The 13,081-nt window shown below is 62.1% G+C and carries 12 protein-coding genes; 7 read left to right on the top strand and 5 right to left on the bottom strand.

Annotation, left to right across the window (positions count from 1 at the left end; translation table 11 throughout):
* The first annotated feature begins 138 nt into the window (after positions 1 to 138).
* From FXN65_RS20485 to FXN65_RS20470, 4 genes are read left to right on the top strand one after another with little or no spacing between them, the layout of a single operon-like run.
* Entirely contained in the window at positions 139 to 1,647 is a 1,509-nt protein-coding gene (locus FXN65_RS20485) for an efflux transporter outer membrane subunit (RefSeq protein ID WP_151135842.1), read from the top strand.
* Between the two features lie 9 nt (positions 1,648 to 1,656).
* Positions 1,657 to 3,894, top strand: coding sequence for an FUSC family protein (locus FXN65_RS20480; protein ID WP_151135840.1), 2,238 nt, complete (start codon positions 1,657 to 1,659; stop codon positions 3,892 to 3,894).
* The gene (locus FXN65_RS20475) at positions 3,884 to 4,084 is read left to right on the top strand and encodes a DUF1656 domain-containing protein (RefSeq protein WP_151135838.1); all 201 of its coding nucleotides are present in this window, start codon (positions 3,884 to 3,886) and stop codon (positions 4,082 to 4,084) included. The genes FXN65_RS20480 and FXN65_RS20475 overlap by 11 nt, the downstream gene beginning before the upstream one ends.
* A gap of 7 nt (positions 4,085 to 4,091) precedes the next feature.
* Entirely contained in the window at positions 4,092 to 5,003 is a 912-nt protein-coding gene (locus tag FXN65_RS20470; RefSeq protein WP_151135836.1) for an efflux RND transporter periplasmic adaptor subunit, read from the top strand.
* Between the two features lie 207 nt (positions 5,004 to 5,210).
* Here FXN65_RS20470 and FXN65_RS20465 read toward each other — a convergent pair whose 3' ends face one another.
* Positions 5,211 to 5,432: a helix-turn-helix domain-containing protein gene (locus FXN65_RS20465; protein WP_044870091.1), complete on the bottom strand. Its 222-nt coding sequence runs from the start codon at positions 5,430 to 5,432 to the stop codon at positions 5,211 to 5,213.
* Between the two features lie 104 nt (positions 5,433 to 5,536).
* On the opposite strand from FXN65_RS20465, the gene FXN65_RS20460 reads away from it, so the two are divergent.
* The 3 genes from FXN65_RS20460 (at position 5,537) to FXN65_RS20450 (ending at position 8,839) form a co-directional block, all read left to right on the top strand.
* Entirely contained in the window at positions 5,537 to 6,127 is a 591-nt protein-coding gene (locus FXN65_RS20460) for a hypothetical protein (protein ID WP_151135835.1), read from the top strand.
* Positions 6,124 to 7,524, top strand: coding sequence for a DEAD/DEAH box helicase (locus FXN65_RS20455; protein WP_151135833.1), 1,401 nt, complete (start codon positions 6,124 to 6,126; stop codon positions 7,522 to 7,524). The genes FXN65_RS20460 and FXN65_RS20455 overlap by 4 nt, the downstream gene beginning before the upstream one ends.
* 325 nt (positions 7,525 to 7,849) lie before the next feature.
* Positions 7,850 to 8,839, top strand: coding sequence for a site-specific integrase (locus FXN65_RS20450; RefSeq protein ID WP_151135831.1), 990 nt, complete (start codon positions 7,850 to 7,852; stop codon positions 8,837 to 8,839).
* Positions 8,840 to 9,398: 559 nt separating this feature from the next.
* Here the strand turns inward: FXN65_RS20450 and FXN65_RS28490 are convergent.
* From FXN65_RS28490 to FXN65_RS20430, 4 genes are all read right to left on the bottom strand, one after another.
* Positions 9,399 to 9,686: a BPSL0761 family protein gene (locus FXN65_RS28490; protein ID WP_342212761.1), complete on the bottom strand. Its 288-nt coding sequence runs from the start codon at positions 9,684 to 9,686 to the stop codon at positions 9,399 to 9,401.
* 297 nt (positions 9,687 to 9,983) lie between these two features.
* A complete protein-coding gene (tatA, locus tag FXN65_RS20440; protein WP_151135827.1) occupies positions 9,984 to 10,190 on the bottom strand; it encodes a twin-arginine translocase TatA/TatE family subunit in 207 nt (68 codons plus the stop codon).
* Between the two features lie 147 nt (positions 10,191 to 10,337).
* The gene (locus tag FXN65_RS20435) at positions 10,338 to 11,195 is read right to left on the bottom strand and encodes a GNAT family N-acetyltransferase (RefSeq protein WP_151135825.1); all 858 of its coding nucleotides are present in this window, start codon (positions 11,193 to 11,195) and stop codon (positions 10,338 to 10,340) included.
* 519 nt (positions 11,196 to 11,714) lie between these two features.
* Complete coding sequence (locus FXN65_RS20430) at positions 11,715 to 13,049, bottom strand: OprD family porin (protein ID WP_151135823.1); 1,335 nt, start codon at positions 13,047 to 13,049, stop codon at positions 11,715 to 11,717.
* Positions 13,050 to 13,081 lie beyond the last annotated feature (32 nt).

The following is a 13,081-nucleotide window of genomic DNA, read 5'->3' as shown; positions in this document are numbered from 1 at the left end:
AGTATGTCGGTGGATTATGGCTGATTCAGTACACAATCCTTTATCTATCCGTCGCCTTATCGCCGAGAGTGCCCAGTTCTAGAATCGCCGCCGTTCCAGGCATCAGCCCTGGTTACCCAGCATTCAGGATATGCCGCAGTGCACCGCAACCCTTGGCCCGGCGTCGCCCGCGCCAGTCTGTTCTCCGTCGTTTCGCTCCTCTGCGCTTGTATCGATAGTCAGGGCATAGCCCCCCAGGCCGAGCGCCTGGACGCCAGCCAACTGGACCCCGGTTCGGCCATTCGCCGCGCCGAGCGCGATGCCGCCTGGCCCAGCGCCCAGTGGTGGCGCGCCTATGGCGATCCGCAGTTGGACGTCTGGATGGAGCAGGCGCTGGCGGGCAGTCCCAGCCTGGCCATGGCCGCCGCCCGCGTGCGCCAGGCCCGCGCCCTGGCCGGGGTGGTGGAGTCGGCCGAGCAGCCCCAGGTCAACTTCGATGCCAACCTGCAGCGCAAGCGCTGGCCCGACGATTACTTCTACGGCCCCGGCGAGCTCGCCCGCACCACCAGTTGGAACAACACCAGCCTGCTGGGCTTTTCCTACGACCTCGACCTCTGGGGCCGTGAGCGCAGCCGCAGCCACCAGGCCCTGGACCAGACCCGCGTAGCGGTGGCCGAGGCGCGCCTGGCCGCGCTGGAGCTGCAGGGCAACCTGGTGCGCAGCTACATCCGGCTGGCGCTGTTGCACGCGGAGAGGGATATTGCCCGGGCCAATCTTTCCCAACAGGAACAAGTCCTGCAGCTGGCTGAGCGTCGCCTGCGCGACGGTATCGGTACGCGCCTGGACGTCAGTCGCGCCGAAGCGCCCCTGCCGGAAAGCCATCGGCAGATCGACGCCCTGGACGAGTCCATCGCCCTGACCCGCAACCAGCTCGCCGCCCTGGCCGGCAAGGGGCCGGGGGAGGGCGAACGCTTGCAGCGTCCCACACTCGATCTGCAGAACATGCCCGGTCTGCCGGCGCAGCTGCCGCTGGAACTGCTCGGGCGCCGGCCGGACCTGGTGGCCAGCCGCTGGCAGGTGGCGGCGCAGGCGCGCGGCATCGAAGTCGCCAAGGCAGGCTTCTACCCCAACGTCAACCTGCTGGGCGGCATCGGCTCCAACGCTACCCAGGGCGGTGTGCTGGATTTCCTGCGCTACGACAAGCTCACCTACAACCTCGGCCCGGCCCTCAGCCTGCCGGTGTTCGATGGCGGCCTGCGCCGGGGCGAGCTTGGCGCTGCCGCTGCCGAGTACGACCTGGCGGTGGAGCAGTACAACCAGACCCTGGTCACCGCGCTGCAACAGGTGGCCGATGCCCTGGTGCGCATCAAGTCGCTGCATCAGCAGCAGGCACTGGCCGCCGAAGCGGTGGCCGCCGCGCAGAAGACCTGCGACCTCGCGTTGCTGGCCCAGCAACGCGGCCTGACCGGCTTCGATACGGTGCTGGAAACCCAGCCCGATCTGTTCCAGCGCCAGCTCCAGCAACAGCAGGTACGCGCGGCGCTGCTCGGCGCCCAGGCCGACCTGCTGCTGGCCCTTGGCGGCGGCGTGATGCCCGAGGCGGGCGGCCCTTCCGATGCCGGCCTGGCACCGCAGGCACCGCGCCTGCGCTTTCTTCCCAAGTCCTGAGGTCCCTTCATGGTGCAAACCTTCAACCGCGCGCTGGCCGACTGGGCGCGCAGTGACGGCCTGACCTGGGCCTTCATCTTCAAGGCGCTGCTCACCGCCTTCCTTGCGCTGTGGCTGGCCTATCGCCTGGAACTGCCGCAGCCGGGAACCGTGCTGGTGACCGTGTTCATCGTCATGCAGCCGCAGAGCGGGCAGGTCCTGGCCAAGAGCTTCTACCGCATCATCGGGACCCTGCTGGGGCTGACGGTGATGGTGGCGCTGATCGCCCTGTTCAACCAGGAACGGGTGCTGTTCATGCTTTGCCTGGCGGTCTGGATCGGCCTGTGCACCGCTGGTGCCGCGCGCTATCGCGATTTTCGCGGCTATGCCTGCGTGCTGGCCGGCTACACGGCGGTGATGATCGGCCTGCCGGCCACGACCCACCCCGACGATGCCTTCATGCTCGCGCTCTGGCGGGTGCTGGAAATCAGCCTGGGCATTCTCTGCACCGGCCTGGTCAACGGGCTGATCCTGCCGCAGAGCACCCGTACCGACCTGCGCAACACCCTGCACGGACGCTTCCGCGACTTCGCCGCCTTCGCCTGCGAAGGGCTGGCCGGCGGCCTGGATACTGCGCGCTTCGACGCCAGCACCGCGCGCTTTGCCGCCGCCGCCGTGAGCCTGGAGAACATGCGCAGCGCCACCGCCTTCGAAGACCCGCACATGCGCATGCGCAGCGGGCGCCTGGCGCGGCTGAACAACGAGTTCATGGTGCTCTCCACCCGTTTCCACGGCCTGCACCAGTTGCTCCGGCGCCTGGCCAACGCGCCTGCATCTGACGTAGGAGCGAGCTCTGCTCGCGAGACCTCAGAGGACTCGATGTCCGCCAGCAGGGCTGGCTCCTACGGCGGGATCGTGCTCGCTGCATTGCAGCCGTGCCTGGCCGAAGTCTCCGGTCTGCTCGCGCCACTGCGCGATCGCCTCAGCAGCGAAGCCGATGCGGCGCAGCTCGCCATCCGCCTGGAGGCCTGCAAGCAGGAACTGATGCAACTGATCCGCAGCGGTCGGGCACAGCTCGCCATGCAGCACCCCAGCGAAGCCCAGAGCCTGGACTACGACACCGCCGCCGAGCTGCTCTATCGCTTCGCCGACGACCTGCACAACTACGCCCAGACCCACGCCTCGCTGCTGGACGACCACCACGCCCGCGAGCAGTGGAAGGAGAACTTCCGGCCCCGCGCCAATGCCGTGGCCGCCGCCGTGGCGGGACTGCGCAGCAGCCTGCTGATCCTGGTGCTCAGTGTGTTCTGGATGGCCACCGCCTGGCCCAGCGGCGGGACCTTCGCCATGACCATCGGCATGGTTTCGGCCCTGGCGTCGTCCTCGTCCAATCCCCGGCGACTGTCGCTGCAGCTCACCCTGGGCGCTTCCGCTGGCGCTTGCCTCGGCATCTTCATGACCTTCCGGGTGTTGCCCGAGATCGACGGATTCGCGCTGCTCTGCTGTGCATTGGCACCGGTGGTCGCCCTGGGCGCCTGGATGCTCGCGCGGCCGCAAGTGGCCGGTGCCGGCCTGGGCCTGCTGGTGTGGTTCGCCATGACCTCCATGCCGGGCAACCAGACCCTGTTCGACCCCCATCGGGTGCTCAACGAGTACCTCGCCTCGGTGCTGTCCATGGCCTTGGCCACTGCGGCGGCTGCCGTGCTGCTACCGCCCAACCGGCCCTGGCTCTGGCGTCGCCTGGAGCATGATCTGCGCATGTGCGTGGTACGCGCGGTGAGCGGCCGGATGAAGGGGCTGGTCTCCGGCTTCGAAAGCGGCACCCGCGACCTGCTGAACCAGGCTTACCTGTATTCCGCCGGCCGCCCGGATGTGCAGCGCCAGCTGTTGCGCTGGATGTTCCTGGTGCAGGAGGTGGGGCATGCGGTGATCGAGCTGCGCCTGGAACAGGCGCGCCTGCCGGCGCTGTCCTGCTACGCCGAATCCATGCCCTGGCGCAATGCTATCCGCGCCATGGGGCGTGCGCTGGTGCGGCTGTTCATCCAGCCCTCGGAAGCCAACCGCCAGCGCGCCCTGGCCGCCGTGGAACAGGCCATCGACAGCGTGCGCAGCACCGCCGAGCCCTGCGCACCGCAGTTCGATACATCCCCCCTGCGCAGGCTGCAGAGCTACCTGCACTTCATCCGCACGTCCCTGCTGGACCCACAGACCCCGCTGGCCGGCGACGCCATGCCGGCACGCCTGCAAGGAGCCGCCCATGCCGCGTGAGATCGTCCTGCACGGCGTCTATATGCCGAGCCTGACCCTGCTGTTCCTGGCGGCATTCCTGCTCGGCTGGGGGCTGGACCGCCTGTTCGCCTGGTGCGGCCTCTACCGCCACGCCTGGCACCCGGCGCTGCTGCGCGTCGGCCTGTTCACCTGCCTGTACTGCGCCCTGGCGCTGACCATCTACCGTTGAGGCCCCCATGTCCCTGAAACGCATCATCAGTGTCGGCGCGACCCTGCTCATCCTCACCGTGGCGGTCGTGCTGGTGCGCACCCTCTGGCTGCATTACATGGATTCCCCCTGGACCCGCGACGGCCGGGTGCGCGCCGACGTGATCAACATCGCCCCGGACGTGGCCGGGCTGGTGGCTGATGTACTGGTGCGGGACAACCAGAAGGTGAAGGCCGGGGACCTGCTGCTGCGCATCGACCCCGCGCACTACCAGGTGGCGGTGAAACAGGCCGAGGCCCTGGTGGCGGCGCGCAAGGCCGCATTGGACATGCGCAAGGTGAATGCCGACCGCCGCGCCGACATGGACGACCTGGTGGTCTCCCGCGAGAGCCGCGAGGATGCCGGTCACCTGGCCGCCTCCGCCCTGGCCGAATACCAGGAAGCGGTCGCCGCCCTGGACGCCGCGAAGCTCAACCTCGCCCGCAGCGAAGTGCGCGCGCCGGTGTCCGGCCATATCACCAACCTCAACGTCTACAAGGGCGACTACGCCGCACGCGGTGAAGCGAGCATGGCGCTGGTGGATGACAGCTCCTTTTACGTCAATGGCTACTTCGAAGAGACGCGCCTGCCGCACATCAAGGTGGGCGATCGTGCCGAGCTGCGCCTGATGAGCGGCGAGCACCTCAGTGGTCACGTGGACAGCATCGCCCGCGGCATCTACGACCGCGACAACCCGCAAAGCCGCGAGCTGATCGCCGATGTGAACCCCACCTTCAACTGGGTGCGCCTGGCCCAGCGGGTGCCGGTGCGCATCCACCTGGACGAGGTGCCTCAGGGCGTGCTGCTGGCCGCCGGCATGACCTGCACCGTGGTGATCGGAGAAGAGGGCAGGGAACCGGAAACGTCGGGCCTGCTCAACCGATTGTTGTTCGCGCACTGATTCCGGAACCCTACTAACTGTTAGGTAAGATTTATTTTTTAAAAATTAATCGCTTACCAGATTTAACTTTTTTCGAGTTTTTTGTGCAGAGCGTGTCAGCCTACAGGAGGCCACGCGCTAACGACTGGCGGTGAAAGCTTCCGGGCAAGGTAAGAGCGGTGGTAATTTCAGGCGTTTTTACGTGCTGGTCTCGATCAGATACTGGGGCTACAGCTCTGACATCTGAGGCAGAAGAGAGGATGGGTCACAGGCAAGCTCGTTGGCGATCCGATATAGCTTTTCGACGGTAATGTTTACTTCACCCCGCTCGATCCGTCCCATGTAGCTGCGGTCGATACTGCAGGCCAGCGCTAGAGCATCTTGCGAAATCCGGGAGGCCTTCCTCTGTGCCCGGATGCGTCCCCCTAACGCTTTCGCCAAGTTGTCCATGACCGTCTCAATTTCACTTGAGGCGGAACTATCGTGCGTTTGCGGACGAACAGGCCACGGATTATAATCCGTATTTCTTTCGCGTTAACTCTTGTGGTTCCTCGATGAAAACGGCCTCGTTTACCTTCGACAGGCGTCTGTATGAGCTGCTTCAGGAGGAAGCGCGGGCAAGGTTCACAACACGTGAACTGCGTGATGCCTATGCCAAGCGCTTGGGTGGCATGACTTTCCGTATCGGCGATCTACGTCGCTATGTGTACGAGCAAATTCGCCGAATGCTGCGCATCGGCTGGGTTGTACTCGACGAGGAGCGTCGGTCGCGGGGACAGGTCTACTGCCTGCAACCCACGCCGGCCCATCTGCAGCTGGAGCTGATCGACAATGGGTTCGAGAACAGTCTCAAAACTGCATCTGAGCCCATGCAGGAATCTTCAGGTCCTGATGTTCCGCCTAAACAGCTGGAACCTTCATCCGATGCGGAGCAGCACTTAGAAGCGCTCCACAACGAGATCCGGTTGGACTTCCTGTCGTCGATGGGCGAGGCGGAGCGATACAAGCTGCTCCTGGATGAGTTGCCGCATCTGCGTGACAAGGTCGAAGCCGAGTACCTGGAGGCTAGAGACCGCAGTTCACGCCTGCTGGGGCATCTCCGGGCTATCGAGAAGACACTCAAGACGCTTGCTGCTGCACGATGACTAGATCGCTACGAGACTGGCAGTTCAGTTGCATCAAAAGGGCGTTGGAGCACTTTACCGTCACGCCGCACTTCTTCTGCCAGGCAACGCCGGGTGCCGGCAAGACGCGTATGGCGGCAGAGCTGGCCGGCAGACTGCTTGAGCAGGACAAGATCGATCTGGTGTTGTGCTTTGCGCCATCTTGCCAAGTTGTTGAAGGCTTTCGCTCGACCTTTGCGGCGGTGCTCGGCAGGCGTCTGGATGGCCAGATGGGCGCAGTGGGAGCGGCGTTCACCTACCAGGCCATGGAGTACCGAGATGAGGGGTTCTGGCAGCTTCTTGATGACTATCGAGTGCTCGTGGTCTTCGATGAAATTCACCACTGTGCTGGTCATGACCCACTGCTCAGCAACGCCTGGGGTCAGCAGATACTCCGCCGGATACAAGACCGGGCGGCCTTCACCTTGGCTCTCTCCGGCACACCATGGCGTTCGGACGACAGGGCCATTGCACTGGCACGTTATTCGACGCCCGAAAGGCACTTGATATGCGACTACCGCTACGGCCTGAAAGAAGCCATCGCCGACGGAGTGTGCCGTTCTCCTCGCATTGTCCTGCTCGACAATCAGAAAGTGAAACTCACCGAGGAGGTGGGCACTGATAGCACTGTGAGGATGTTTCCCAGCATCGTGAAGCTGTTGGGGGAATCACCCGTTACCTACGAAGAACTGCTGCGGCACGACGAGGTGATCGAGCAACTGCTTGACCTCGGCTGCAGCAAACTGGATGAGCTTCGCCAGATCAAACCTGATGCGGCTGGTTTGGTGGTTGCCACCGATATTGAGCACGCCCAGCAAATTGCTCAAGCCCTGGGCGCCAGGGGTGAAGGCTGCCATATCGTGACCAACAAAACCCCCGATGCGCAGCAGATAATCAATGCGTTCAGGCACGGCGCCTGCCGGTGGATTGTCGCGGTTGGAATGATCAGCGAAGGCACGGACATCCCACGGCTGCAAGTGTGCTGCTATCTCAGCCGCATTCGTACCGAGTTGCACTACCGGCAAGTGCTGGGACGAGTGCTTCGGCGCACAGGCGAGTCCGATGATCAGGCTTGGTTGTTTATGCTCGCGGAGTTGACGTTGCAGGGTTTTGCGGAGCGCATTGCGGATGACCTGCCGGAAGACCTGGCGGTGCTAAAGGCGGTGCAGATACCAGCCTTCACCACGGATGCAAAGCCTGGTTCGATTGGTACTGTTGGCAATATCAGTGGACTAGAACGAAACATTGGAAGTAACTCCGATCAGCCTATTGGAACAGGCTCTGCGGGTATCGTTTCTCTTGGGAGCTTTATAGCCGAGGCAAGTTACCACGTGAGTTTTTCTCAGCATTACAGGCAGCAGCTACTCGCTTGCTTTTAATACCGCGACGCCTTGCTCAATTCGAGTCGTGTCCACTTTGGAGAGCGGACAAGATCGTCTACTCCATTGGTTAGCTAATGATCGGGAGAGTTGGGGAATCAAAATTCAGGCGCTAATGCTGTTTTGATTCCGCCGCGGGCCCTGATGCCTGCCCTCTGGCGATTTCGTGCTGTGTTACGGAGTATGGAAGTACGCCGGTAATGATGCCTGTTGTATTCCAATTGGGCTGACGGACTAACATGGGATAATGCGGAGTTATCTCATGTGAGAGCGCAATTCGACCCAATTCCGGCCTTGAGGCGGTATGCCAAGGCAGGGAGGCGCGATGAATGAGGCGGTGGAGCGCTATCTGCAGGCCGGTACCCGGGCCAACACCCGACGCAGTTACCAGCAGGCGATCGAGCATTTCGAAGTGAGCTGGGGCGGTTTCCTCCCCGCCACCAGCGACGCCATCGTGCGCTACCTGGTCGAGCATGCCGGCACGCTGGCCGCCAATACGCTGAAGCTGCGTCTGGCCGCGCTCGCGCAGTGGCACGTCGCTCAGGGCTTTCCGGATCCGACCAAGAGTCCCCTGGTGCGCCAGGTGCTGAAGGGCATCCGCACCCTGCACCCGAAGCCGGAAAAGCAGGCCGAGCCGCTGCAGTTGCGCGAGCTGGAGCAATGTGTCGCCTGGCTGGAGCGGATAGGGGAAGCGGCTCGGGTCGCGGGTGACCAGCCGCGCGTGCTGCGCTGTTGGCGGGACCGGGCCTTGCTGCTGATTGGCTTCTGGCGGGCCTTTCGCAGTGACGAGTTATGCCGACTGCGGGTCGAGCATATCCAAGCGCGAGCCGGGGAGGGCATGCAGTTGTTTCTGCCCTGGAGCAAGAGCGATCGTGACAATCAGGGCCAGTCCTTTAGCGCGCCAGCGCTCGCGCGCTTGTGTCCAGTACAGGCCTATCTCGACTGGATCGAAGTGGCAGAGATGACCGATGGGGCGGTCTTCCCGGGCATCGATCGCTGGGGGCATTTGAGCAAGCAAGCGTTGCACCCACATAGCGTGATTCCCCTGTTGCGGGCGGTGTTGCACGGCGCCGGGCTGCCGGCTGTGCTGTACAGCAGTCACTCGTTGCGTCGCGGCTTCGCCACCTGGGCGACGTGCAATGGTTGGGACATAAAGGCGCTGATGAGCTATGTGGGGTGGCGCGATGCCAAGTCCGCGTTGCGCTATGTCGAAAGCGTGGGGGCCTTCCCCGGGCAACTCCACCCATGGACGCCCGGTTTTGAGGCCGAGTTCAGGCCGGGCCTGCCGAACCTAACTACGCCGCCAGGTGGTTGATCGACTTTAGTGGTTTGGCTTTCTATCCCCTTTGGCCGACATACGGTCTGGCGAGGTGCGGGGCATCAGTTTGGCATCCGCGGGGTTGAGGGCTGGATCGCGCTGATGATGCTGTGTGGGCTGTTTTGACCGCGTAGCGGGATGGCTGCATTGTCGTCAGGTCGGTCATTAGAACGCTCTGCCAGCCAGTCAACGAAATACCTGCAGATGCGTACCCTCGTGCCTGTCTTAGCGGAATCTTCCATGGCGAGTTGGGTCTTTTGGAGCGAGTCGTCAGCCAGCAAATCTAGCCTTGTGGCCTAATCATTAGCCAAAACCCATGATTAGCTGGACAGCTAAACAAGCCTTTCGAGCTAAGAAAAGGCCACTGCTTGGATCTTGGCGGGTTGACCCGCTCGTCGTCCCCCGCTTCAGGGACGGCAGGTCAGATCAGGACTTCGGCGGTAACCCAGCGCGGATGAACCGCAAGGTCTTGTGCGCGAGCAAGGTGCGTCTACAGGCTGTCCTCCCGTAGTCAGCGGGCTATTTGCTGGCCCGTGGGGAGCGATCGTGTGGCCAGTCATTTCTGACAACTTAACAAGATGGCGGCCAAATTGCGGCAGAGCCTGTCCCGCCAGCGATCGGTTGGTCGGTACGTGGGCGTCGAAGCGAAAAATGGGGAAAGAAGAAGCTTCGCTGGGAGCCTTTCTTCGAGCAGGCCTTGCAGCAGGACTTCCGCCCGACTGGGGTAATGGCGTAGCAGCTGCGTGGCCATGCAGCGAACTTCCTCGCTTACCGACGCGTCTCCTTCCAATCGCTGCAGAAACGCATGGGTCTGAATGACGGCTCGGGTTCGCTCATGAGGCATTGTCATATGACAACCTCCTCTCAAGGATTGTGCGCAACAACCCAAAAACAAACCCCCTGGTGCGCAGTACGGGAGCGTCCCGCCCGAGGCGTGGGGGTTATGGTCAGCGGTCATCCTAACCGAGGATCGCTAGGCATTCTACCTACGGTGACCAGACGTTGCTCGCCGCAGGTTAACTGACCGCGTGAGCAACATGTTCAGCAGCCCTTCCATGACGTCGCGCTGTCGGACCTGAGCGGCCCCTGCACCCTGCTTGTCCCTGTTTCGGTACGGAGTCAAAGGCATGAAGTTCCAGCGTTAGTTCACCGAATCGTCCTTTCGGTTAATGACTGATGTTCTTGGTTCTGATTCGCCCGAGTCGCAAGGCGAGTCGGCTATCGATCTGCGGAAACCCCTGACAGCTTCTCCCAGGTCTCCGCCGAGGTGCCTCAGGCGTTTGCCGCCAAAAAGCACCAGTGCTATCAGAAAAATCACTGCCCAGTGTTTCCAATCAAATATGCCCATTCTTAATTCTCCACGGGTTGTGCGACTGATTTTTCCGGACCTTAGTACTGGCACGGCGATGACGTGACTGATGTCCGCAAAGCGAAAGCGACTCGACAAGGTCGGAGCTAAATCCTGTCTCCGACACTAAATGCCTACCAACACAGATCAGCCGATGGCCTGGGTTACTAGCGCGAACTGCCGGACACCACCAAGGGGTACGGGCGGCGTTCCTCGGGCCATCTGTGCGACGCTATCGACGTGCCGTAATCCCGCATCGCTCAACCAGTCGCCGAGACCGATGTCCGCCAAGACATCCAGGCGCACGAATTCCCCCTGGACGTGGTCAAGCAGCTCGGCGATCAGATGCTTGGCCTGTTCCGGCGTCTCCGCGACAATTGGGCCGATGACGTGGCCACGGCCGAAGGCGCGGAGCATCGCGAAGGCGCGCAATCGACCATCGCGCTCTATGACGGTCGTCCGCTCGATCGCGTCTTGGAGATCCTGGAATACACGGGTTCTGTCGAGGCCGCTGCCCGCATGGGCCAGTTCGAGTACCTGTGACCAGTCCTCGACGCAGGAATCTCTGCAGTGTTCGCCCGCCGCCAGGGCAGGGCGCGCAATGTATTGCACGTGACCTTGGTGCTGATGAATCTCGCCGAACTCGACAAAGCCCTGGCTGGCATACAGTGGCACGCCAGCGAGGGTGGCGTTAAGTATCGCAATAGTCGAACCGCAGGCCAGCAGAGCCTGCTCCATTAACTTGCGCCCGATACCTTGTCCCTGATACTCGTCGCTAACGATGACCAGGCCGATGGTGGCGTAGTCCCCTTGCCGGCAGGAGAAAGCCGTTCCGATTAGGCGACCGGCATCCTCCACAATGAACCCTTCAGCGACGCGTTGCAGCATGGCCCAGTCGTCCAAGCGATGCGGCCATTTGAGCTGCACAGACAAGGTATGGGCTGCCGGCACGTCGGCGGCAGTCATGGGGCGATAGGTATACCGATGATTCTGCGAGTTGGACATGACAGGTCTCCGTGGATGGGCCGCACGGCTTTGATTGCGGGTTAGATTGAGCCTGTATCCCACCTGCGCCGAAGCGTGGCAATAGGCTCCGGCCAATTCGGCATATTCGCCCAGCGGACAGTTCTGCAGGCCATAGTTGCTGCTCGAACGGGCGTAGGGATCAGCAGTAAATGCCGGGCGAGATTTTGCCTTGTAGCTCGTGGTTGTAGCTCTCCAGGAGGATATGGACTCACCTTCGATCGTGCCCGTGGCGAGCCATGATTCATCCATGATTGATACACGAGGCCTTCGTCGTCGAGGACATCCCTGCCACTCGACATTGGACTATTTGAATCAGCAGGGTGTTATCAGCAAGGAGGCGACAGCCGTGCGAATAGCCGCTGCCGTCACGCAACCACCTTCACAAGTACGGTTGGGCACAAAAAAGACGCCCGGTTGGGCGTCTGGAGGCAAAGGAGCGTGGAGGATGCCTTCGAAAAGAACTTGCCGATCCCTGGCAGAACAAGGCGATGACTGCGCTTACAGGATGCTCAATGGGTACTCGATGATCAGGCGTACTTCATCGACATCATTGTCGAACGAGCTGGAGCGATGGGTGGCCTGGCGCACGCGGAAGGACAGGTCTTTGGCCGCGCCTTCTTGGACCACATACTTGGCTTCCAGGTCGCGCTCCCAGTGATGTTCATCGTCCGCTCCGGCGCGGAAAGAGGTGCCAGTCGGATCAGCTTTGGTGAAGTCGATCTGATCGCCTTTGATGTAGCGCGCCATCAAGGTCAGGCCCGGCACGCCGAAGCTTGCCATGTTGAGGTCGTAGCGGATTTGCACCGATCGCTCGTTGGGGGCGTTGAAGTCCGAGTACTGAACGGAGTTGGCCAGCCAGATCGAGTCGACGCCGATGTAGTCGAAAGTTTCGTCACCGTCGATTTTCTGATAGGCCAGAGTCAGCTTATGCGGCCCGAAAGCATACGCGGCTTTGGCCGACCAACTGGTGGTGTCCAATTCACCGGCACGTGCTTCTCCTTCGTCACTGGTCTTGTACGCAGTCAGACCGAACGACAGGGCGTGTTGGTCGGCAAGTGGGAGGATGTACGATGCGCTGCCGAAGTATTGTCGCCAGACCTCCTCGGCTTCGCTGGCGTAGGCCATGAAGACGAGCCGGTCGTTGACCTTGTAGGAGCCTCCGAGAAAGTCAACGCTGTCCGCTTCTACGCCTCCGTACGTGGTTAGCAGCTTGTCGTCGGAGTTGGTCGAGTTTCTGCCGTTGTAAGCGGTGAAATGGCCAGCCTCAAAGAGGAGGTTGTCGAGCTCGCTGCTGGACAGTTGGAAGCCGGTGGCCACTTCCGGCAGCAGGCGGTTGTCACCCATAGCGAATACTGGTGCGGTCGGGCGCTGTTCGCCGTACTTCAGTACGGTGGAGGAGACACGCATCTTCACTGCGCCGCCGATCTCACCGAATGCATCCGGTACTTCAGCGTCAGCCGTCTGGTTGTTGCTGATCGGCAGCAGGCCAGCGCCGGCGCGGCCGCGACCGGTATCAAGCTTGACCCCGCCATAGGCGAAGGCATCTGTGCCGAACCCGACCGTGCCCTGCGTGAAGCCGGAAGTGAAGTTGAGCATGGCTCCGTGCGCCCACTCCTCACGATAACCATTGCGCTCGCTGACGGGCTTCGAGCGGTTGATCCCCTGGCTGTTACTGCCGCCGTGACGGAAATCTCGGTTCATGTAGAAGTTGCGGTTGAGCAGAGTGAGGCTGCTGTCTTCGATGAAGCCTTTGGCTTGTTCCTGGCCCGCTACGGCCAATTGCGAGACGGCGGTGATCGCCAGGGCGAGACAGCTCGGTTTAAGGGCGCTCATGGAGTACTCCATTGATCTTATTAGTGTTCATT

The sequence above is a fragment of the Pseudomonas lalkuanensis genome, assembly GCF_008807375.1.
Lineage (GTDB): Bacteria > Pseudomonadota > Gammaproteobacteria > Pseudomonadales > Pseudomonadaceae > Metapseudomonas > Metapseudomonas lalkuanensis.
This window is presented reverse-complemented; position numbering and strand designations above follow the sequence as displayed.

What these genes read in the sequence shown, in the direction of transcription:
- FXN65_RS20480 (WP_151135840.1), top strand. Translation starts at nt 1,657, where the DNA reads ATGGTGCAAACCTTCAACCGCGCGCTGGCCGACTGGGCGCGCAGTGAC.
- FXN65_RS20475 (WP_151135838.1), top strand. Translation starts at nt 3,884, where the DNA reads ATGCCGCGTGAGATCGTCCTGCACGGCGTCTATATGCCGAGCCTGACC.
- FXN65_RS20470 (WP_151135836.1), top strand. Translation starts at nt 4,092, where the DNA reads ATGTCCCTGAAACGCATCATCAGTGTCGGCGCGACCCTGCTCATCCTC.
- FXN65_RS20465 (WP_044870091.1), bottom strand. Translation starts at nt 5,432, where the DNA reads ATGGACAACTTGGCGAAAGCGTTAGGGGGACGCATCCGGGCACAGAGG.
- FXN65_RS20460 (WP_151135835.1), top strand. Translation starts at nt 5,537, where the DNA reads ATGAAAACGGCCTCGTTTACCTTCGACAGGCGTCTGTATGAGCTGCTT.
- FXN65_RS20455 (WP_151135833.1), top strand. Translation starts at nt 6,124, where the DNA reads ATGACTAGATCGCTACGAGACTGGCAGTTCAGTTGCATCAAAAGGGCG.
- FXN65_RS20450 (WP_151135831.1), top strand. Translation starts at nt 7,850, where the DNA reads ATGAATGAGGCGGTGGAGCGCTATCTGCAGGCCGGTACCCGGGCCAAC.
- FXN65_RS28490 (WP_342212761.1), bottom strand. Translation starts at nt 9,686, where the DNA reads ATGCCTCATGAGCGAACCCGAGCCGTCATTCAGACCCATGCGTTTCTG.
- tatA (WP_151135827.1), bottom strand. Translation starts at nt 10,190, where the DNA reads ATGGGCATATTTGATTGGAAACACTGGGCAGTGATTTTTCTGATAGCA.
- FXN65_RS20435 (WP_151135825.1), bottom strand. Translation starts at nt 11,195, where the DNA reads ATGTCCAACTCGCAGAATCATCGGTATACCTATCGCCCCATGACTGCC.
- FXN65_RS20430 (WP_151135823.1), bottom strand. Translation starts at nt 13,049, where the DNA reads ATGAGCGCCCTTAAACCGAGCTGTCTCGCCCTGGCGATCACCGCCGTC.